This window comes from Streptomyces sp. NPDC054047, assembly GCF_055585065.1.
This window is the reverse complement of record NZ_JBVJKV010000008.1, coordinates 1-18,143: the sequence shown is the minus strand read 5'-3', so window position 1 is coordinate 18,143 and position 18,143 is coordinate 1. Positions and strand designations below refer to the sequence as shown.

Below are 18,143 nucleotides of genomic sequence, written 5' to 3'. Positions count from 1 at the left end.
AGGTCTCTTCCCCGCCAGAACGGGAGGGGGCCGGCCCGCGAGGGGGTGTTGCCTACCCACGGCTAAGACGCCGACGGCTGGCGGAAGACAACCAGGCCCGTCCCATGACGACAGAGTCCACCACCTGAAGGCCGCCCGCGAAGAACCGATTCACCCGTTCGCCGACCGCATCACCTGATCGAGTCTCCGACGGGCGGGGCCGCCGCCCGGCGCTTGACGGCGCCCAGGGGCGCCCGGCGGCCGAGCTCACCGACCGGCGCCGGGACGGCCGGGCCCACGGGCCCCCGCCGCAGGCTCCGCCGAACGCCCCGCACCAGCCGCTGTGCCGTGAAGGACGCCCCGTGCACGAAGCGCATGGCCGGGCCGAAGCTGGACGCCGTCACCAGGCCCGCGAGGAACAGACCGGGGTACGAGGACTCGAACTCGACGGAGGCGTACGGCTCTTGGGCGGCGTTCACCGCCAGGCCGCGGCGCACGTCCGGGGCCAGCAGGCCCAGGCGCGCGCTCGTGGCCCGGAAGCCGGTGGCCGCGATGACGTGGTCCGTCTCCAGGCCCGGCCCGCCGCTCGCGTTGCCCACGGTCTCCAGGCGCACCCGGCCCCCCGCCACCGAAGCCGTGGCGACCTCGTGGTCGAGCAGCACCTCCACGCGTGACTCGACCCGGTCGCGCACCCACCAGGCCCCGGCGGGGCCGAGCGCCGACGCGCTGATGCGGGCGCGCGTGGCCTCGGGGAGCCGCCGGAAGCCGCCCGGCACCTCGGCGTAGAACCAGTTGCGCCATCCGCAGCCCAGGCCGCTGTGCGGAGCGCGGGCGGACTCGCGCCACGGGCGTTTCCACTCCGGGGGCGTGCTGTTCCAGCTCAGCCGGTGCGACCGGGCCAGGACCCGCACGCGCGTTCCCTGTTCGGCGAGGAGCGCGGCGGTCTCCAGGGCGGCCTGGCCGCCGCCGATCACGGTGACGTCCTTGCCGCGGAAGCGGTCCAGGTCCCGGTGGTGGCTGCTGTGCGAGACGTGCTCGGTGCCCAGGCCGTGCAGCGCCGAGGGGATCTCGACGAAGGGGATCACCCCCACGGCCAGGGCCACCGTGCGGCCGCGGACGGTCTGGCCGTCCTCGGTGACCGCCTCGAACCCGCCGGGGCAGGCGCTGACCGACGCCACCATGCGTTCGTCGACGTCCGGCACGGCGTGCTGCGCGAACCACAGTCCGTACGAGGCGAAGGTCTCCACGGAGATCGGTTCGCCGTGCCGGGCCCGCATCCCGTTGCGCCCGCAGTACTCGGCCAGGCCGTAGCGGCGCCGTGGGTCGGAGAGGTTCGACGCCCAGGGCTCCGACTTCAGGAACATGCCCCGCGGCATGTGGTCGCGCCAGGACGCCATGGGTCTGCCGAAGATACGTACGTCGAGTCCGGCGTCGGCCGCGTGGGAGGCGATGGAGAGCCCGTAGGGGCCGGCTCCGACAACCAACAGGTCATGCATCAGCAACTGCTCGCTCTCTCGTCGTCGATACGGGCGGCGTCGGCACGTCCGGAGCCCTCCGGCGCACCCGCCTGGCGCACCATCCGCACCCGCACCTCCTCCCCCGGTGGCCCGGTGGGACGGACCGTGCGCCGCATCCGGCCGAGCAGCCGGCGCGTCACGTGCCGGCACCACAGCACCCACATGGCGAGCGCGGGAGCCATGTCGTCCTGGGCGTGCCAGGCGAGCTCGCGGCGCCGGGACGCGGTGGAGACGGGCCCCGCCGTCAGCAGGACGCGCAGCGCGGCCAGCGGGGAGTAGTTCTCCACGACGAACGCGCGGCCCGGGAGGACGGCGGCGGCCGGCAGCGGGCGGTGCGTCATGTCCAGGTGCTGGGCGCGCACCACGTCCAGGTCGGCCCCGTCGGCGAACAGCCGGAACTGGGCGCCGGGCCGGGGGTTGAAGTCGAGCAGGCAGTGCTCGCCGGTCGCGGAGTCCACCCGGAAGTCGAGGTCGAAGATGCCCCGGTAGCCCAGCGTGTCGACCAGCCTCTCCACCCCGGCCCGCAGGCCCGGGTCGGGCGTCCACTCGCCGACCGCCGTCAGGCCCGCCCCGCGGGGCCAGGAGCGGTGCTTGCGGCCGGAGCCGCCGCCGCGCACGGCGCCCGTACGGTCGACGTATCCGTGCACGAACCAGTCGCGCCCGGGGCCGTCCGGCAGGAAGGCCTGGAGCAGGAGGCGGCTGCCCGCCTCGTCGCTGCGCCGGTAGAGCTCCTGGGCCTCTTTCGCCGACCGCACCAGGACCGTGCTGCGCAGGTCGGTTCCGGCCGGGACCAGCCACGGGCGGCTCCACTTCGCCACCACGGGCAGTCCCAACTGGCGTACTGCGGAGGCTGTTTGTGCGGCGGATTCCGGCTGGAGCGTCACCGGGTGGGGAATGCCGGCCGAGGCGCACACCTGGGCCAGCGTCGCCTTGTCGGCCACCCGTTCCGCGAGTCCGACCGCCTGGTCCGGCAGGAGATAGACGTCGGCCAGTTCTCTCTGCAGGCGACCGATGGCCAGGGCGCCCGCGTCGTCCATCGGAATGAGCACGGACGGCCGAGCCACCCGGTGGGAAATGCGGCGCAGTACGAGGGCGATTTCCTGGAGAGACGCTCCCGGCGGCGGCGGAGGGTGTGTCTGGTGCAGATAGCGGGATCTGCGTACCGGGCTCTCCGCGGAATCCGCGGCCGCCACATGTACCTCCACTCCCGCGCGGCCCAGTGACCGAACAGCTCCGAGCGTGCCGTGATGAAAGGGATTCCGGTCGATCCGCAGCAGAACCGCGGGGACCCGGGTGTCGAGAGTTAGCACAGCCAAATCCTCTCAATTCGATCCCCCATGCGGGCGATGGGCACGCCCAAAGGATTAGGGGCTCGATTGGCGCAATAGAAATACATATGACTGAGTGTCAGTGGACGAAGGAGCAGCATGAGGAGCGGCCATGGCTTTGCAGAGACGCCGGACCACCAGTAGACGGCTGGCATTCATCGCCACCGGAATCGTCGTGTCGGCAGCGCTCGCCGTCGGACCCGGCTATGCGTGGGGAGCCGGACAGGACCCCGATCCACCGGTCCAGATGCCCGCCCTGCCCGGGCTGCCGACGACGGTGCCCGTCCCGTCCCCCTCCGCGGCCCTCCCGGCGACCCCTGCCGTCCCGACCGGCGCGGACCCCTCCCCGACGCCCAGCGCCACGGGTACGGGCACGGGCCCGGCTGCCAAGAAGCCCGCCTTCGGCGCCTACCTCAATTACGGGCCCCAGGGCGTGGAGCGCATCGCCGAGCTCAGCAAGTGGCTGGGCGGCGCCGAGCTGCGCGTGGGGCACACCTACTTGCCGGGCGACCTGTGGAGCAATATCGAGGGGGCGCCGAACTTCCTCGAGAGCTGGGCCGAGTGGCGGCGCGAGAAGGACGACCGGCTCTTCGTGCTCAACGTCCCCATGCTGGAGCGCAACGAGGACCGCGTCGGCGACGCGGAGGTGCGCGCACAGCTCCGCCGGGGCGCGGCGGGCGATTTCGACCAGCACTACCGCGTGCTCGCCGAACGGCTCGTGAAGCTCAAGGTGCCCGACACCGTGGTGGTGCTCGGGTGGGAGATGAACGGCACTACGTACACCCATCGCTGTGGTCCCGACCCGGAGGCCTGGAAGAAGTACTGGAAGCGCATCATCACGACGATGCGGTCGGTGCCGGGCCAGAAGTTCAAGTTCGACTTCACGCCGAACAGGGGCCGGGACGCCATTCCGTGGACCGAGTGCTATCCGGGCGACGACGTCGTGGACATCGTCGGCATGGATTCGTACGACCAGCCGACCGGCACTGATTTCGCCGAGCAGGTCAGCGAACCGTACGGCCTCAGGCAGCACGTGGAATTCGCGAAGTCCCACGGCAAGGAGATCTCCTATCCGGAGTGGGGTCTCTTCCGCAACGGGGACAACGAGGAATACATGCGGAAAATGCTCGCCTGGATGGACGAGCACAAACCGCTGTACAACACCGTCACCGACTACTGCCCGCACGGCGTGTGGCAGTGCGACGACAATCCCAAGTCGTCCAAGGCCTACCGGTCCCTGCTCTTCGGCCGTACGGACACCGAGCCGACCGCCCCGGAGCCGACGCGGCCGGCCACGCCCACGACGCCGCCGAACTGTTCGCCGCTGAACCTCGGCGACTGGGTCGAGCACTGGCTTGGCGGCAAGCTGTGCATGCGCCTGGACTGGTACAAGCGGCCGTAGAAGAGGGCGCTCAGGACCGCTCCCGGCGTTCCCTGCGCCCGCGCAGGAACTCCTTGCCCCGGCTGCGGGCGGCCGCGTCCCACGCGGCGGCCCGCAGCACGGGGGCGGTGCGCCTGCGGGCGAGCAGGAGGCGGTGGTTGGTGGCCTCCTCGGGGCGCCAGTGGTGCTTGTACGGTTCGTTGCCGCGCAGGAGGCTCAGGACACGGCTCCGGTCGCCCTCGGCGTGCTCCGTGCAGGCGTTCAGGAGCATCGTCGCCACGTCCACCTTGCGCTCGCGCAGCTGCGGGTGCGCCCCGTAGAGGTAGCCGCCGACCAGGTGGGGCGAGAGCAGGGTGAGATCGGCGGCCACCACGGCGTCGTCGAGCCGGAACTCGGTGACCACCGCGTCGCCCGCCCTGACCATGAGCCCCACCGACCTGATCAGGTGCTCGGAGAACCGCGGCTGGAGGTGCTCGGAGGTCACCTTGCGCCCCTGCCACTGGAGCTGATGCAGGTGCAGCAGCGTGCGCACGGAGGCATCCACCTCGTCGTGGCGTACGATCCGCCGCTCGACGCCCAGCGCGTCCATCTTCCGGATCTTGGCGCGCGCCCGCTGGGCCCGGGGTGCGGGCAGCCGCCCGAGCAGCTCCTCCATCGACGCGGCGGGCAGCTCAAGGCAGAGCGAGTCCACGAGGCGGAGCCGGGGCCCTCGCCAGCGTTCGTAGATGTGCTCCACGGCGGCTCCTGACCGCACCTCGCGGAAGTCGATCAGGGCGCTGCGGGCCAGCTTCGCCAGGCCGTCGGCCAGCGCGTCGGCGGCCTCGTCGGCGAACGCGTCGTCCAGCAGCACGTCGGTGAAGTCGGAGATCGCGCCGCCCAGCGGCACGAGCGCGGGGAGCGGGACGTAGGCGCGCATCAGCGGCGCCGTCGCGACGAGCTCGCCGTCCTTGCGTACGAGGACGACGCGCAGCCGCCCGCGGGTGCCGTAGGAGAGCCACCACGAGTGCAGCCACGCGTGGCTCTGGAACGGCGTCGCCGTCCGGCACCTGCGGTGCAGCCGGGCCCAGGCCGCCGCGAGATCCCCGAACTCGCCCTCGTCCGTGCACAGTTCGATGGTCAGGGAGCTGTCGGGCACTCCCATCACCTCTCCCGGTTGGCGTCGGCGGACTGTGCGGGGCTCGGCACGGAGGCCGGTGCTGCGTCGTCGCCGTTCTCGCCGTGCTCGCCGCGCCGCGGGCGCACGAGGAGGGCGAGCCCGCCGATCAGGCCTCCCGCGCAGCCGCCCACCAGGGCGGTCATGGGCGCCGACGCCGACGCGGGGGCCTCGGGCTTGACCGCGCGCGAGAGCTGCAGGAGGCGCACCTGCGTGCTGTCCTTGGTGTGGTTCGCGTTGTTGGTCAGGGAGCGCGACACCGCGTTGGCGATGTCACGGGCCTTGCCGGGCTTGGCCGCGGTCGCCGAGATGGAGATCATCGGGGCGTCGGGCGACGTGGCCGCCTGCACGCTCTCGCGCAGCGTCCGCGGCGAGACGCCCGACTCCACCTGGGCGTCGCCGAGCACCGCGACCTGCGTGGCGACCCTGCCGTACGCGGTGGCGAAGCCGAGGGCTGCGGTGGGGTCGGAGCCCTTCTGCGGGACGGCGATCACATAGCTCGTCGCGGTGTACTCCGGTGTCTTCACCAGGCCGTACACGCTGCCGGTCAGGGCGCCGAGCGCGGCGCCCGCCGGCAGGATCCACCAGGCGGGCAGGCGCTTGACGCGGGCGAGGATCGGGGCCGGGAGACCGGCCGGGCGGTGCCGCCTGCTGAGGGTATCGGTCATCAGGAACTCACTCTCGGGGTCGAGCCGGAGGCAGCTGCCTCGTACACATGCATCAGCTGTGCTGCGCTGCGGGTGATGCTGTAGTGGCGCGCGGCCTCCGGGGCGAGGCGCGCCCGCGCCCCCGCCGACCGGACCCCCAGCAGCGCCCGCGCGAAGGAGTCCGCGTCGCCCGTGACGCGCCCGGCGCCGGTGGCGGCGTCCGGCGGGAGGTCCTCCACGGCGGGGCAGCGGACGTAGAGCACCGGCAGACCGGCGGCCAGCCCCTCCACGACGGCAAGACCGAAGGCCTCCTCGGACGACGGCGAAGCGAGGACGTCCATGGCGGCGAGGAACGCGGGGAGGTCGGTCGCCTCCGTGGACAGATGGGGCCGCTCCCCGGCGAACACCACCCGGTCCGCGAGCCCCAGTCGAGCCGCCGTCGCGCGCAGGCCGCCCTCCTCGGGGCCACCGCCGATCAGCAGCAGGCGTACGTCCTGGGGCAGCGCGGCCAGGGCGTGCAGCAGGACGTCGAACCGCTTGCCCGGGGCGAGCCGGCCCACCGCCCCGACCACGAACGCCTCGTCCGGGAGCCCCAGTTGGCGGCGGACGGCGACCCGGGCCCGCGGGTCGAAGCGGAACCGCTCCACCTCGATGCCGTTCGGCACGACGTGGATGCGCTGCCGGGGCACCCCCCACCGGGTGAGCCGCTCGGCGACGGAGGGGGACACCGCCACCGTGGCCCGCCCCAGACGCTCGCCGGTCAGGTACAGCGCGCGGACGCCCGCGGTCAGCGGCCGTCCCTCCATCTGCGAGTCGCCCAGGGAGTGTTCGGTGGCCACGACGGCGCGCGTCCCGGCCAGGCGGGCGGCGATGCGCCCGTACAGGCAGGCGCGGAACAGGTGGGTGTGCACGAGGTCGTATCCACCGCCCCGGATGACCTTCACGAGGCGGGGCACGGCGCCCACGTCACGGTTGCCGGACATGCCCAGGTGGATGACGCGTACTCCGTCGGCCGTCAGGCCCTCGGCGACCGGGCCGGGGTTGGTGAGGGTCACGACGTCGCAGGCGGCGGGCAAGTGGCGCAGGAGCAGGCGCAGTTGCTGCTCGGCGCCGCCGACCCCCAGGCCGGTGATGACGTGCAGGGCCTTCATTCGGCCACCGCCGGTTCGCGGACCGCACGGCGGCGCAGCCGGTTCAGCCGCAGTTTCAGCTGGAGCCGCAGGGCGGTGTCCTCCTGCCCGATGTGGATGCGCGGCAGGGCGTGGACACCGGTCAGCGGGCCCGGGGAGATCGCGCACGCGTAGCGGTAGCCGGCCGCTCGTACGGTGTCGGCGACGCGCTGGTCCACGGTGCCGTACGGATAGCAGAAGCCCTCCACCTCGCGGCCGATCAGGTCGGAGAGCGCGAGCCGGCTGCCGCTGGTCTCCTGCCACAGCAGCCGGTCGTCCGCCCGGGTGAGGTCGACGTGGGTCAGGCCGTGCGAGGCGACCTCCATCCCCTCGGCGGCGGCGTGCCGGATGCCTTCCGCGCTCAGCAGCGGCTTGCGGGGGCCCAGCGGGTCCCAGGCGTTGTCGCCCGCGAGGCGGCCCGGGAGCACGAAGACGGTGGCGCCGAAGTCGTAGCGGCGCAGGAGCGGCAGGGCGTGGTCGACGAAGTCGGTGTATCCGTCGTCGAAGGTGAGGCCGACCAGGCCGCGTCCCTCGCCGCGGGCGCGCGCCGTGAGGAGCCGGGTCATGCTCACCCCGCGCAGCCCCTGGCGGCGGAGCCAGCGCAGTTGGGCCGCGAGGCGTTCGGGCGAGACGGTGATCTTGTAGGGGTCGTCCGCGCAGTTGTCCACGGAGTGGTACATCGCCACCCACATCGGCGCCTGGGGCAGCCAGTGCCGCATGCGCCGCGAACGGGTGGTCTCACCGAGTGCTGTGTCAATGGACATGCCAGAGCTTCCGTGTGGCGGATGTGACGGAACGGATGACGGGCTCGAAGGCCTGGGCCTTCAGGGCCCAGAGCACCAGGAAGAAGACGGCGGCGACGGTCGTGGAGCCGACGGCGAAGGCGCTGAAGGGCGAGTCGACGTGGCTCGCGAAGGCGCCGCCGAACCCGGTGGCGCACACCGTCGCGGCCACCGGTTTGACCAGCTCGCCCAGGACGCGGCGGACCCGGATCGGCACGTTGCGCGGGCCCATCCCGCACAGCAGCACGAAGGCCGTGACGCTGATCCCCGCCGCGTTGGCGAGCGCGATGCCGCGTACGCCCCACAGGTCCACCGCCCAGGTGCCGATCCCCGCGGTCGCGGCGATCCCGACCGTCATCGCGCCCAGCGGGAACCACGTGGCCCGCCCGCCGGAGAAGTAGGAGCGCACGAGCGCGCCCACCAGCGTGTGGCCCAGGAGGCCCAGCGCGTACACGCGCATCACGGCCGCCGTGGCGACGGTGTCGTCCGCGGTGAACGCGCCTCGCTGGAACAGGAGTTGGATGAGCTGCGGCGCACAGGCGATGACCACGGAGGTGCCCAGCAGCACCACGCAGCCGGCCAGGCCCAGGTCCCGCTCGACGCGCGACCTGGCGCGCTTGACGTCGCCTTCGGCCAGGGCCCGCGCGACGACGGGGAGCGTGACCGTGCACAGCATCAGGGAGAGGATCATCGGCACCTGCGCCACTTTTTGCGCGTAGTTGAGGTGCGAGATGGCCCCCGAGGGCAGCGAGGACGCCAGGAAGCGCTCGATGAGCACCTGCGACTGCCGGCACAGCGCGAAGAGCAGCACGGTGGCGACGACGGCCCTGCCCATCAGCGCCGGGGCCGAGGGACCCGTCGCGTTGTCGTTCGGCGCGTCCGCCGTGTCGCGGGTGAGCTGCCGCCAGAGCGAGGGTGCCTGGACGAGCACCATGAGGACGCCGCCGACCGCGACGCCCAGCGCCGCCGCCCTAACGCCGTAGCGCGGGGCGAGGACGAACACCGCGGTGATGATGCCGATGTTGTAGAAGACGTAGATGGCGGCCGGGGCCACGAACCTGCGGTGGGCGCGCAGGGCCGCGCTGCAGTACCCGGCCAGGCCGAACGTGAAGACGCAGGTGGCGGTCAGGAGCGTGCAGTCCACGGCGAGGCGCGGGTCGGGCAGGCCCGGCGCGAGGACCTCCACCAGGACCGGCGCCCCGGCCATCAGGATCAGCGCGACGGCCCCGGAGGCCACCATCAGGCGTGGCAGCGACGCGGCCACCAGGGCGCGGACCGGGTCGCGCCGCGCGCCCTGGCCCCGGCGGGCGAGCGCCATGCTGAAGGCCGGTACGAGGGCGAACGCGAGGCCGTCCTCGATGAGCAGTGTGGTGGCCACCTCGGGGACGGTCCACGCGACGAGGAAGGCGTCGGTCTCGGAGCCCGCCCCGAAGAAATGGGCCAGGGCCTGGTCGCGCACGAGCCCGAGTACCGATCCGGCCACCGTGAGGACCGCGGTGATCAGAGCGGCCTTGGCGAGAAAGCCGTTGGAGGGGTCGGAGCCCCTGACGGGTTCGGCCTCGGTGGCCGGCGCGGGCACCTTGCCCGCCGGTGCCGTGTCCACGGAGTGGGTCGTGGAGGTCATCGCGGCGCCTCCCCCGGCGCGGGCGCCGCGAGGGCACGGCCGGACAGCGCCCACCAGGCCACGAGCCCCAGGACCACGGCCATGAGCACCGTCGAGGGCCCGCCGATGTCGGCGTACGCGAAGTCCACCAGCTGCCAGACGAGCAGACCGCACGCGACGAGCGCGCAGTCCGTGCCCGCGCACCCGCGCACCCGGGTCAGCCGCCGCAGACCGAGCAGCAGGAAGGCCGCCCAGCTGCCCACCAGCGTGCACAGGCCGAGCAGCCCCTGCTCGCTCAGGACGAGCAGATACATGTTGTGCGGGGAGAGCAGCGGCTGCCGGGCGAACGCGGCGCCCGCGCCGGCGGTGTCGCTGGCCGAGGAGAGGGCCAGCGACGCGTGGCTGTCGCGGTGGTCGGGGAAGGCCTTGAGCCCCACGCCCGACACCGGCTCGTCGCGCCACATGTCCACCGCCGCAGCCCACATCGTGTACCGGTCGGTGACGGACTGGTCGGGGGCGTCGGTCACCTGCGTGATGCTGGTGATCCGCTCCTGCAGCATCTGCGTGCCGATGCCGAGGCCGCCCACCAGGACCACGGCCGCGGCGGCCACCGCGGCGAGGGCCCGCAGGGCGCGCCGCACCCCCGCGAGCCCCAGCTGCGCGCCGCACGCCACGACGGTGGCGATCCAGGCGCCGCGGCTGAAGGAGAGCGCGAGCGGGACGGTCAGGAGCAGCGCGCACACCAGCGCGATCTGCCGCTGGCTCAGGCCTGCCTGACGCCCCTTCGGGGAGGCCGGGCCGAGCGCGAGGGCCACCGCGCACACCACTCCGTACGACACCACGGTCGCCATTCCCATGACGTCCGTCGCGCCGAAGGTCCCCACGGCCCTGACGTCCGAGCCCATGTAGGAGGCGCCCGTCCCCGTGACGTACTGGTAGACGCCGACCGAGCCCTGGAAGAGGGCCAGGCCGACGATCGACCAGGCCACCAGGCAAAAGTCGCGGCGGTCGCGGACGAGCATCAGGACCGCGGCCGGTACGAGGACGAAGATCTGCAGGTAGCGCACCAGGCCGGTCATCCCGGCGGAGGCGGTGCTCGCGCCGACCGCCGCGACCGCGATGCCGATCACCGGCAGGCCGAGCACGACGGCGGCGGTCCGCGTCAGCGGCCGCCGCGCCCCGCGCACGGCGCGGGCCACGCACCAGCACACCACCAGGGCGGAGACGGCGTCGGCGGCCGTGCCGCCCCCGGAGCCGCCGTCGCCCGGCGGTACGGGCAGCGCGAGCAGGGCGACCACGGCCATGACGGGCAGCACGGGCCCGGCACCGCGCAGCGCCGATGAGATCGCGGCGGCCGGTGAGCCGGGCGGGAGGAGCGTGATGGAGGCACCGTTCACCCGGGTCAGCTCCCCGTCGGACGTACGAGGGAGGCGGCGGTGCGCAGCAGGATGCACAGGTCCTGCCAGAACGACCAGCTGTCGATGTAGGCGTTGTCGAACCGGCACCGGTCCTCGATCGAGGTGTCGCCGCGCAGCCCCTGGATCTGGGCGAGCCCGGTGATGCCGGTCGGCATGCGGTGGCGCTCCGCGTAGCCGGGGTAGGTCTGGCTGAACTTGCCCACGAAGTAGGGGCGTTCGGGGCGCGGGCCGACCAGGCTCATGTCGCCCCAGAAGACGTTCCACAGCTGCGGCAGCTCGTCGAGCGAGGTGCGGCGCAGGAACTGGCAGAACCGGCTCATGTGCTGCTCGCCCGCGACCGTCCACCGGGTCGCGGCCTCCTGCGGGTCGACGGGGCGGTGCGTGCGGAACTTCAGCAGGGTGAACGGCCGCCCGTCCCTGCCGATGCGCTCCTGACGGAAGATCACCCCGGGCCCTTCGGTGGCCCGCAGGACGGCGGCGCAGGCGAGGAGCACGGGGCTGATGAGCAGCAGCAGGGTCCCCGAGGTCACCAGGTCGAGGGCGCGCTTGCTGACGCTGAAGTGCCGGGACCTCGCGGGCACGAGCGAGCGGCAGGGGAACCCGGCGAGCCGCCCGGATCTGGCCTGTCTCCCCGGCGCGTCGTAGCCCGGCGGCTGCGTCGCGTCGATCGCCCACACGTCGCATCCGGAGCCGCTCAGCGTGCGCAGCCACCCGATCTGCTCCGGTCCCGGCGTCGGCCCGACGACCAGGACGGTGCGTACGGCGTTCTGGATGACGGCGCGGCGCAGCTCCTCGATGGTGGAGAGCACCGGCAGCTCGGCGGCCCCCTCCGGCTCCGTGCGCTCGGCGGGCGCCTCGCCCACGATGCCCACGGGCCGCACCCCGGCCTGCGGATGGCGCAGGACCGCCTCCGCGACGCGCCGCGCGACGGCGCCGTGGCCGACCACCAGGGCCGGGCGCGGCTGGCGCAGCGTGGCCCTGCGGGCCCACCAGTACAGGGAGCCGCGGCCCGCGCAGCACAGCACGCTCTGCAGCGCCGCCGCCGTGCACAGGGTGGTGAGGGAGAGCGGGCTCAGGGCGGGGAAGCTCGCGGCCACCAGCCCCACGGCGCACCAGCTCAGCAGGGCCTGCCAGGCCAGCGACGGCAGTTCGTCGAGGGCGGAGGGCACGGCGAGCGGGCGGTACAGCGCGGCCCGCGTGTTCAGGCCGGTCACGCCGGCCAGGAGCAGGACCACCAGCAGGGGGTGGCGCTGCGGATCGGCGAGCAGCACGCTGCCGAGCAGGGCGGCGGTGCAGTCCACGGCGACCAGGGGCAGGGCCGACGAACGGCGTGTCGATGACCCCCAGCCGATGCTCGTCCTGCGGCCGCCCCCGGCCCCGCGGGGAGGGATGACCGAGGCGGTGGCGATGGCATGGTCGGCCGCCCGTGGCTGCGCGGCAGGGGCGACGGTTCGTTCCGCACTCACGGGTTGATGGACTCCCTGCACTTGATGGGCCCCACGCCCAGTAGCTCGCGGTACACGGCCGCGACAGCGTCCGTGGTGCGCCGCACATCGTGGGTGGTCGATACGTGACGGTGCGCTGCACGGCCGAGGGATTCGCACAGGGGCGGATCGCCGAGCAGTCCGACGAGGGCTCGCGCCAGCGCGTCGGGGTCCTCCGCGGGGACGAGACCGTGCGGCACGAGTGCGGGCGGCAGGCTCTCGCGCGCGCCGTCCACATCGGTGACCACCACGGGCCGGGCGCAGGCCATCGCCTCCAGGGGTACGAGGGCCATGCCCTCCCAGCGGGACGGCAGGACCACGACGTCGGCCGCCTGGTACCAGGAGGTGGCGTCCTGGACGGCTCCGACGAACCGGACGGAGGCGGGCGCCCGTTCGCGCAGACCGGCCGCGTCGGGCCCGTCCCCGACGAGGACGAGCCGGGCCATCGGCATCCACGCGCTGACCGCGGCCCAGGCCCGCAGCAGGACGTCCTGCCCCTTCTGCCGGCAGAGCCGCCCCACGCACACCACCAAGGGCGCCTGCTCGGAGATCCCCAGGGCGCTCCGCGCGGCCTGCGCGGCCATGGGCCGGAAGTGCTCGGCGTCCACCCCGTTGGGGATCACCGACCAGCGCGCGTCGATCCCGGAGCGCCGCCCGGTGAGCCGTTCCGCCTCGCTGACGCAGACCACGTGCGTGGCCCAGCGCGCCCCGAAGCGCTCCCAGCCCAGGGCGAGCCGCGCGGTCGCGCCGCCGACGGCCTCGAAGGACCACGCGTGCGGCTGGAACACCGTGGGGACCCTGCCGCGCAGGGCGAGCCGGGCGGCGAGCCCGGCCTTGGCGCTGTGCGCGTGCACGACGTCGGGCCGGAGCGCGGCGACGATACGGGCGAGGCGCCGCACCTCGCCCGGCAGGCCGGGGCCCGGGGAGCGGGTCGCCGCCCAGCCGTGGACATCGCTTCCCAGGCCGCGCACGGCGTCCGGCAGACGGCCGCCGTCCGGACACGCCACGTGGACCCGCATCCCGGTGGACAGCTGGGACTTCACCAGGTCGGTGACCACGCGGGCCACTCCGCCGTCGACGGGCTGCGCGACATGAAGGACGCTCAGCCGGGGGTCAGATGATGACAGTTGCATGCACGGCGCCTTGCTCAGGGGGAAGGTGGTGCGCTACCGCTTCGCGTCCACAGCGGCGAAGAGCACACCGGCCCACGCGGACTCTCGCTGCGAGGCGAGACGGATGAGCAGGCCCTTTCGGTCGGCCTTGAGGGCTCCGTCGAGCCGGAAGATGTCGGAGTCGTAGCCGAGCGTGTTGGCGTACGCGGGCGTCCTTGCGATCTGCCTGCCCGGCTCGCTGATGGTCGAGTTCAGTACGTCGCGGGCGGGGTTCGCCGCGTCGGAGAGCCGCACGGGCCTGCTCCGGTCGGTCGACACGGTGAGCGTGTCGCCTCTCGTTCCGCGGTCGCCGTTGTACGCGACCATGCCCACGCTGCCCTTGGCACGGGCCGGCACCGGCGCGCCGCCGAGCCGGACCGCATGGCTGCGCCGGCGCGCGTCGAAGGAGTCGAAGCCGTCCCACACGGTCAGGTGCCGCAGCGGCGCGGTCTCGTTCTCGTACGCGACGACCAGCGTCCAGCCGCCCCATGCCCCGGCCTTGGAGTGCCCCATCGCCACGTTGACCTGGGCGACGGTGTAGAGCCCGGCGCCGCTGGCCCTGACGAGGGGGGTGACGTCGGCCGACGCCTGGAAGGCGTCCGCTCCGTTGGCGGTGCGGTGCCCGACCAGGGTGTCGGCCTGCACGTCCCGGTAGCTGCCGCCGGGCTCGGCGATCAGGGCCCTGCCGTTGTCCTTGGGCGGCTTCTGCTCGCCGACGCGGAGGTTGCCGCCCCAGTACAGGCGCGCGTAGGAGACCCGGGAGCCCTGCGGCAGCCGGACCTCTCCGCGGCTGGAGTTGTAGGTGTTCGGGTCCTTGTCGACGTCGACGTAGAACATGTCGAAGTCGTTGTTGGCGGCCGCCTTGCCCCCGCGCGCGGAAGGGCAAGACACCGCGCGCGGGGCCATCGGCTTGCGGCACGTGATGGCCGTGTTGGCGGCGCGGGTGATCCCGCCGTGCTGGAGGGCGTGATAGCGCTGCGCGAACTTGATGCCGGCCGCTTCGGCGGCGGGGGGTGCGGGTGCGGCCAGGGCGGGGCCGCCCGGCGTGGCGACGACCACGAGGGAAACGGCGCACAGCGTCACACGACGCAGCAAGGGGCCCAGGGAATTACGCATGACCGGCGTTGCCCTTTCGGGAAAGGTTCCGGACCAGGAGGGAGAATGTAAATGCGACAGTCACACTCGTCTCGTAACTTCCCGCACTTGTTCTTTCAAATGGCTTCAGGAGGGAGCAACACTAGCCGCTTTCCGCATTAATCCAGGAAGGCTGTCAAGTGTGTCGGAATCGTGAAGTGAGTAACGCTCGGGAGCCTGCCGGGAGCACGGGCCGGGGCCTCGCGTTAACCCTGCGCCGACAGATCACCCTTTTGGGCCCACAACCCTTGCGGGCGAGTTCCGTTGATCCATGGGCCGGGCACCCCGCCCTGCCGATGCATCAACTCACCAAGGAGCAACTCTCCATGTCGCGTACCGCGAAGGCCCTCGCCCTCTCCACCGTTGCCGTGGCCGCCATGGCCGGCAGCGCCGGCATCGCCGCCGCCGACGCCGGTGCCCAGGGTGCCGCCACCAACTCCCCCGGTGTCATCTCCGGCAACGCCGTCCAGGTCCCGGTCCACATCCCGGTCAACGCCTGCGGCAACACCGTGAACGTCATCGGTCTGCTGAACCCGGCGTTCGGCAACACCTGCGTCAACAGCTGACGCTTCGGCAGCACGCACTGAGCGACGGCCGTTCTCCCCCGAGGAGGACGGCCGTCGTCCGTTCCCCGGCGTGCCCCGGACGGCCGCCATGCCCCCGAATGGCAGTCGCTCGGTTGCGGACGATGTCCACCGCTTTCACGGTGAACACAAGATCCGACGCATCACCGAAGGGAACATTCATGCGCGCTCTGCCCGTACGGCGTATCGCGACCACCGTCCTCTGCGCTTCGCTCCTCATCGGGACGGCCGGTCCCGTCATCGCCGCCGAGAGCGACTCCCCTCCCAGCAACGCCCAGGAGGCGGCCCGCGCGCCGGTCGCCGGAGCGGACGCGCTGCTGGCCCAGGCCAAGACCCTGGGCGACGCGGGCGGTGTGCTCACCCCGGTCACCGACCTGCTCACCGCCGTACTGAAGGCCGACAAGGGTCAACTGCCCGCCGCGGAGGCCGCGAAGCTCGCCGAGCCGGTGAAGGCCGCCATCACCAAGGCCTCGGCAGCGGCCCCCAAGGCTCCGGAGGCCCCGGCCCTCCCGCAGACGTCCACGCTCCCGGAGGCCCCGGCGCTCCCCAAGGCGATGCCGGACGACGCCAGGGCCGCGGCCGACCCGAAGGCCGACGCCCTGAAGGCACTGCAGACCGCGGTCGACACCCTGCTCAAGGCGGCGACCGGCGGCGACGTGGCCGCGGTGGCGGGCGCGGTTCCGACCGTGCTCACCGGCCTCGTCAACGTCGTCGCGGCCACGCTGCTCGGCGGCGGCCTGCCCGCGCCGGACCTGGCAGGCCTTCCGGCCCTGCCCAAGCTGCCGGAGGCCAAGCTGCCGGCCGCGCCCAACGTGCCCCAGGCGCCCGCGCTGTCCTGAGCCTCGGTCAGCACACGTCGGCACACGTCGGCACCCGTCAGCCCCCGTCAGCCCCCGTCAGCATCGATCTCCACCCGTCGCGTCGGCCTTCCCGGTCGGCGCGACGGGCTTTTCATGTCCCCATCGCCATCCATCTCACGGCCCCTCTCACGACCCCTCTCGCCGCCCATCTCGCCGCCCATCTCATACGAGAATGAGACACCGCCTTCGTTCGGGTGGGTTCCGTGAATTTCCGCCGCACAGAGTTTCCGCCGTACACAGCGCTCGTTACCCATGGCGAAGTGAAAATCCCCTCTGGCGACCGTCCGTCGCCGAAGAAAGGAACACGATGAAGCCCCTGAAGGCTGCCGCCGTCGTTGCCGGATCCATGGTCATCGCTGGTGCCGCCGCACCCGCCTTCGCCGCCGACCTCACGCCCACCAGCCTGAACGGTGCACTGGACACGATCGCCAGCCAGACGTCGTCGCTCGACGCGGCCCCGCTGGCCACCAACGCCCTGGACACCGAGAACAAGGACTCCGTCGTCAACACCGTTTCCGGTGCCGCGAAGGACCTGCACGCGGGCGGCGGCGCCGGCAAGCTGCTCGGCGGACTCCCCGTCGGAAAGTAGAACCCTTCCCGCTTTCCCGCGGACGGCGTATCGCGCCGAATGAAGGCCGAATGAGGGCCGAATGAAGGAAGCAATTGCCTGGGCGTGTTTCCTGCGGAGGATTCCGCGGACCGCTCCATGAGGCAACGCCTCGCCGCCGACGGCAGCGGTTCCAGTGCCGGGAGCGCGGCCGGCGGCTCGCCCGGCGTCATCTTCGGCACCCTGGCCGAGGTCCCGGTCCACGTACCGGTGAACGTCGCGGGCGACGCGGCCGTCACCAGCTGACGTTCTCCCCGAGAAGTGCTGCCGCGAGCGAACGCCACGCGGCGATGAGGGCCGGTTCCGCAGACGCATTCTGCGGAACCGGCCCTCGGGGTTTTCCCGGCCCGCACGCCTTCCCAGGGCCTCAGTTCGACTGAGGGGCCCCGGAGTTCGACCGGCGCGTGCCCCGATCGTGTGATGGCTGGCCCCCACTCACCCAGTCAAGTGACAGACGGGTCCGAGGCGTAGGGACACATCGATACGGTTCCGGGATGACCTCGACATCGAGCGAAACCCGCACCTTCCGGCCCGCCGATCTGGGCACCCTCACCGTGGTCCCCTGGAGTGGTGAACACCCCGAGGACGAGGAGGACATGCCCTTCCTGCTCGCGTACTCGCTGGGCGACGGCGAAGGCGGTCCCGAGGCCTCGACCGAAGCCATCGAGATCCTGCTGCAGAACACCGGGCTCCCCATCGGCGGCCCCGTCGTCGAGAGCTCCCGCAACCCGAGCCTGCCCGTCACCCTCCTCGTCGAGGCCGGCCAGGCCGTCCTGAACATGCCGCACCTCAACGCCCAGTGCGTCGTACCGCCGGAGTGGCTCGAGGCGGTGGGCGAGCGGGGCCACGCCTACTTCATGTTCACCACGCGTCCCTGGCCCGAGGCCAAGCCCGGGGTTCCGCTCGCCGAGGAGGCCCTCGCCGCCTTCGCGGGCGCCGAGGAGACCATGACCAACGCCGCGCACTGCCTGCTCTCCGCGCGAAGCCTGCGCGGCTAGGGGCGGCCGAGGGGGTGCCCGGACGCGGCGGGGCCCGCCGGTCGGGACGGACCGGCGGGCCCCGGCGCGGTGGTGACGCGGGTGGTCGCCCACAGGGCCTGTCCTGCCGAGAGATGCCCCACTACTGCAAAAGGGTGCCGGGCCCCGCAGCCCATGAACCCAGTGAGGACCGCAGCCGATGCACACCAAGACACCTCTGCCCGAAGCCCGTCAGCCCGAAGCCCCCTCAGGGCGCGTGGAGCCGCCACCCGCTGGCGTCGGTGGGAGCCGTGCGTTCGCGCTGCTCCTGGTGATCACGGGTGCGGCGGGGCTGCTGGCGGCGTGGGTCATCACGCTGGACAAGTTCAA

17 protein-coding genes and 1 pseudogene are annotated in these 18,143 nt (G+C 72.8%); 7 read left to right on the top strand and 11 right to left on the bottom strand.

Annotation, left to right across the window (positions count from 1 at the left end; translation table 11 throughout):
- Positions 1-170: 170 nt before the first annotated feature.
- Both ACZ6ZP_RS26740 and ACZ6ZP_RS26735 read right to left on the bottom strand, forming a co-directional pair.
- Positions 171-1,475 (bottom strand): NAD(P)-binding domain-containing protein, encoded by a 1,305-nt coding sequence (locus ACZ6ZP_RS26740; protein ID WP_351163328.1) that lies wholly within the window; start codon positions 1,473-1,475, stop codon positions 171-173.
- Positions 1,475-2,806, bottom strand: a complete 1,332-nt coding sequence (locus ACZ6ZP_RS26735; RefSeq protein ID WP_361464484.1) for a carboxylate--amine ligase — start codon at positions 2,804-2,806, stop codon at positions 1,475-1,477. The genes ACZ6ZP_RS26740 and ACZ6ZP_RS26735 overlap by 1 nt, the downstream gene beginning before the upstream one ends.
- 130 nt (positions 2,807-2,936) lie before the next feature.
- Between ACZ6ZP_RS26735 and ACZ6ZP_RS26730 the strand changes: the two genes are divergently transcribed.
- Entirely contained in the window at positions 2,937-4,226 is a 1,290-nt protein-coding gene (locus ACZ6ZP_RS26730) for a glycoside hydrolase family 26 protein (protein ID WP_366463374.1), read from the top strand.
- Positions 4,227-4,236: 10 nt separating this feature from the next.
- Here the strand turns inward: ACZ6ZP_RS26730 and ACZ6ZP_RS26725 are convergent, their stop codons facing one another.
- The 9 genes from ACZ6ZP_RS26725 to ACZ6ZP_RS26685 form a co-directional block, all read right to left on the bottom strand.
- Positions 4,237-5,346, bottom strand: a complete 1,110-nt coding sequence (locus tag ACZ6ZP_RS26725) for a GNAT family N-acetyltransferase (protein ID WP_469408692.1) — start codon at positions 5,344-5,346, stop codon at positions 4,237-4,239.
- Positions 5,346-6,026, bottom strand: coding sequence for a YveK family protein (locus ACZ6ZP_RS26720; protein ID WP_351163320.1), 681 nt, complete (start codon positions 6,024-6,026; stop codon positions 5,346-5,348). Before ACZ6ZP_RS26720 ends, ACZ6ZP_RS26725 begins: the two co-directional genes overlap by 1 nt.
- Positions 6,026-7,156: a glycosyltransferase gene (locus ACZ6ZP_RS26715; RefSeq protein ID WP_469408690.1), complete on the bottom strand. Its 1,131-nt coding sequence runs from the start codon at positions 7,154-7,156 to the stop codon at positions 6,026-6,028. The genes ACZ6ZP_RS26720 and ACZ6ZP_RS26715 overlap by 1 nt, the downstream gene beginning before the upstream one ends.
- The gene (locus ACZ6ZP_RS26710; RefSeq protein ID WP_469408885.1) at positions 7,153-7,893 is read right to left on the bottom strand and encodes a polysaccharide deacetylase family protein; all 741 of its coding nucleotides are present in this window, start codon (positions 7,891-7,893) and stop codon (positions 7,153-7,155) included. Before ACZ6ZP_RS26710 ends, ACZ6ZP_RS26715 begins: the two co-directional genes overlap by 4 nt.
- A gap of 34 nt (positions 7,894-7,927) precedes the next feature.
- Complete coding sequence (gene murJ, locus ACZ6ZP_RS26705) at positions 7,928-9,580, bottom strand: murein biosynthesis integral membrane protein MurJ (RefSeq protein WP_383820594.1); 1,653 nt, start codon at positions 9,578-9,580, stop codon at positions 7,928-7,930.
- Positions 9,577-10,863 carry an O-antigen ligase family protein gene (locus tag ACZ6ZP_RS26700; protein WP_469408883.1) on the bottom strand — a complete coding sequence of 429 codons (1,287 nt, stop codon included), beginning with the start codon at positions 10,861-10,863 and terminating at the stop codon, positions 9,577-9,579. The genes murJ and ACZ6ZP_RS26700 overlap by 4 nt, the downstream gene beginning before the upstream one ends.
- 98 nt (positions 10,864-10,961) lie before the next feature.
- Positions 10,962-12,443 carry a sugar transferase gene (locus tag ACZ6ZP_RS26695; protein WP_469408689.1) on the bottom strand — a complete coding sequence of 494 codons (1,482 nt, stop codon included), beginning with the start codon at positions 12,441-12,443 and terminating at the stop codon, positions 10,962-10,964.
- Positions 12,440-13,594: a glycosyltransferase gene (locus ACZ6ZP_RS26690; RefSeq protein WP_383820590.1), complete on the bottom strand. Its 1,155-nt coding sequence runs from the start codon at positions 13,592-13,594 to the stop codon at positions 12,440-12,442. Before ACZ6ZP_RS26690 ends, ACZ6ZP_RS26695 begins: the two co-directional genes overlap by 4 nt.
- 33 nt (positions 13,595-13,627) lie before the next feature.
- The gene (locus ACZ6ZP_RS26685; RefSeq protein ID WP_351163309.1) at positions 13,628-14,728 is read right to left on the bottom strand and encodes a DUF3344 domain-containing protein; all 1,101 of its coding nucleotides are present in this window, start codon (positions 14,726-14,728) and stop codon (positions 13,628-13,630) included.
- A 344-nt stretch (positions 14,729-15,072) separates the two neighbouring features.
- Here ACZ6ZP_RS26685 and ACZ6ZP_RS26680 point away from each other — a divergent pair, with 344 nt between their 5' ends.
- From ACZ6ZP_RS26680 to ACZ6ZP_RS26655, 6 genes and pseudogenes are all read left to right on the top strand, one after another.
- Positions 15,073-15,312, top strand: a complete 240-nt coding sequence (locus ACZ6ZP_RS26680) for a chaplin (RefSeq protein WP_351163307.1) — start codon at positions 15,073-15,075, stop codon at positions 15,310-15,312.
- 179 nt (positions 15,313-15,491) lie between these two features.
- On the top strand, positions 15,492-16,169 hold the full coding sequence (locus tag ACZ6ZP_RS26675) for a hypothetical protein (protein WP_399979006.1): 678 nt from the start codon (positions 15,492-15,494) through the stop codon (positions 16,167-16,169).
- A gap of 328 nt (positions 16,170-16,497) precedes the next feature.
- On the top strand, positions 16,498-16,779 hold the full coding sequence (locus ACZ6ZP_RS26670) for a hypothetical protein (RefSeq protein WP_351163303.1): 282 nt from the start codon (positions 16,498-16,500) through the stop codon (positions 16,777-16,779).
- Between the two features lie 117 nt (positions 16,780-16,896).
- Complete coding sequence (locus tag ACZ6ZP_RS26665) at positions 16,897-17,043, top strand: chaplin family protein (protein ID WP_351163300.1); 147 nt, start codon at positions 16,897-16,899, stop codon at positions 17,041-17,043.
- Between the two features lie 248 nt (positions 17,044-17,291).
- Positions 17,292-17,795 carry a DUF5949 family protein gene (locus ACZ6ZP_RS26660; protein WP_351163297.1) on the top strand — a complete coding sequence of 168 codons (504 nt, stop codon included), beginning with the start codon at positions 17,292-17,294 and terminating at the stop codon, positions 17,793-17,795.
- 178 nt (positions 17,796-17,973) lie between these two features.
- A pseudogene (locus tag ACZ6ZP_RS26655) lies at positions 17,974-18,143 on the top strand (vitamin K epoxide reductase family protein); the annotation flags it as partial.

Coding starts and splice junctions, on each gene's coding strand:
- ACZ6ZP_RS26740 (WP_351163328.1), bottom strand. CDS start 1,475: ATGCATGACCTGTTGGTTGTCGGAGCCGGCCCCTACGGGCTCTCCATC.
- ACZ6ZP_RS26730 (WP_366463374.1), top strand. CDS start 2,937: ATGGCTTTGCAGAGACGCCGGACCACCAGTAGACGGCTGGCATTCATC.
- ACZ6ZP_RS26725 (WP_469408692.1), bottom strand. CDS start 5,346: ATGGGAGTGCCCGACAGCTCCCTGACCATCGAACTGTGCACGGACGAG.
- ACZ6ZP_RS26720 (WP_351163320.1), bottom strand. CDS start 6,026: ATGACCGATACCCTCAGCAGGCGGCACCGCCCGGCCGGTCTCCCGGCC.
- ACZ6ZP_RS26715 (WP_469408690.1), bottom strand. CDS start 7,156: ATGAAGGCCCTGCACGTCATCACCGGCCTGGGGGTCGGCGGCGCCGAG.
- ACZ6ZP_RS26710 (WP_469408885.1), bottom strand. CDS start 7,893: ATGCGGCACTGGCTGCCCCAGGCGCCGATGTGGGTGGCGATGTACCAC.
- murJ (WP_383820594.1), bottom strand. CDS start 9,580: ATGACCTCCACGACCCACTCCGTGGACACGGCACCGGCGGGCAAGGTG.
- ACZ6ZP_RS26700 (WP_469408883.1), bottom strand. CDS start 10,863: ATGGCCGTGGTCGCCCTGCTCGCGCTGCCCGTACCGCCGGGCGACGGC.
- ACZ6ZP_RS26690 (WP_383820590.1), bottom strand. CDS start 13,594: ATGCAACTGTCATCATCTGACCCCCGGCTGAGCGTCCTTCATGTCGCG.
- ACZ6ZP_RS26685 (WP_351163309.1), bottom strand. CDS start 14,728: ATGCGTAATTCCCTGGGCCCCTTGCTGCGTCGTGTGACGCTGTGCGCC.
- ACZ6ZP_RS26680 (WP_351163307.1), top strand. CDS start 15,073: ATGTCGCGTACCGCGAAGGCCCTCGCCCTCTCCACCGTTGCCGTGGCC.
- ACZ6ZP_RS26675 (WP_399979006.1), top strand. CDS start 15,492: ATGCGCGCTCTGCCCGTACGGCGTATCGCGACCACCGTCCTCTGCGCT.
- ACZ6ZP_RS26670 (WP_351163303.1), top strand. CDS start 16,498: ATGAAGCCCCTGAAGGCTGCCGCCGTCGTTGCCGGATCCATGGTCATC.
- ACZ6ZP_RS26665 (WP_351163300.1), top strand. CDS start 16,897: ATGAGGCAACGCCTCGCCGCCGACGGCAGCGGTTCCAGTGCCGGGAGC.
- ACZ6ZP_RS26660 (WP_351163297.1), top strand. CDS start 17,292: ATGACCTCGACATCGAGCGAAACCCGCACCTTCCGGCCCGCCGATCTG.